This is a genomic window from Mesorhizobium sp. M5C.F.Ca.IN.020.32.2.1 (assembly GCF_004023105.1).
Lineage (GTDB): Bacteria > Pseudomonadota > Alphaproteobacteria > Rhizobiales > Rhizobiaceae > Mesorhizobium > Mesorhizobium wenxiniae.
In genome coordinates, this window is sequence record NZ_RZSX01001330.1 from 1 (window position 1) to 1107 (window position 1107).

2 protein-coding genes are annotated in these 1107 nt (G+C 66.6%); both read left to right on the top strand.

The annotated features are described in order from the left end of the window. A partial coding sequence (gene purM, locus EOA86_RS35725) for a phosphoribosylformylglycinamidine cyclo-ligase (protein WP_128345746.1) occupies nucleotides 1-913 on the top strand: 913 nt, incomplete at its 5' end. Beyond that, a partial coding sequence (locus tag EOA86_RS35730) for a formyltransferase family protein (protein ID WP_281035736.1) occupies nucleotides 910-1107 on the top strand: 198 nt, incomplete at its 3' end. The genes purM and EOA86_RS35730, both read left to right, overlap by 4 nt.

The following is a 1107-nucleotide window of genomic DNA, read 5'->3' on the forward strand; positions in this document are numbered from 1 at the left end:
CCTCAAGGCCGCCGGCTTCACCGACCCGGTGCTGGTCGCCGCCAATGACGGCGTCGGCACCAAGCTGAAGATCGCCATCGATGCGGGCAAGCACGACACGATCGGCATCGACCTCGTCGCCATGTGCGTCAACGATATCGTCGTGCAGGGCGCCGAGCCATTGTTCTTCCTCGACTATTTCGCCACCGGCAAGCTCGATCCAGACCAGGGTGCTTCGATCGTCGGCGGCATCGCCGAGGGCTGCCGGCAGGCCGGGTGCGCGCTGATCGGCGGCGAGACGGCGGAAATGCCCGGCATGTATCACGGCAACGACTACGACCTCGCCGGCTTTGCCGTGGGCGCGGCCGAACGCGGCCAATTGCTGCCGACCGACGACCTCGTCGAGGGTGATGTGCTGTTGGGGCTGGCCTCGTCGGGCGTGCATTCAAATGGCTTTTCGCTGGTCCGCCGCATCGTCGCCACCAGCGGCCTTGCGTGGACCGATCCAGCGCCCTTCAACGATGAAGCCACGCTGGCCGAGGCGCTGCTCGAGCCGACCCGCATCTACGTCAAGTCGATCCTCAAGGCGATCCGTAACACGCATGGCATCAAGGCGCTGGCCCACATCACCGGGGGCGGCTTTCCTGAAAACATCCCGCGCGTCCTGCCGAAAGATTTTTCCGCTGAGCTCGATCTCGATGCCATCGAGGTGCCGGCGGTATTCTCGTGGCTGGCGAAGACCGGCGGCGTGGCGCCCGCAGAGATGATGCGCACTTTCAACTGCGGTGTCGGCATGATCCTCGCCGTCGCCTCCGGCCAGGCGGCACAGGTCGCGGCCGTCCTGCAGGAGGCCGGTGAGAGCGTGACGCCGATCGGCCGCATCGTGCCGCGCCGCGACGCCGGCGTGATCTATCGGGGCTCGATCGGCCTATGAGCGCGCGCAAACGCACCGTGGTTCTGATTTCGGGACGCGGCTCCAACATGACGGCGCTGATCGCCGCGGCCAGCAACCTCGACTATCCGGCCGAGATCGTCGGCGTCATTTCCGACCGGGCCAATGCCGCCGGTCTCGGTATCGCCGCGGCGCGCGGCATCGCCACCAAGGTGATTTCGCGAGCCGACTATACC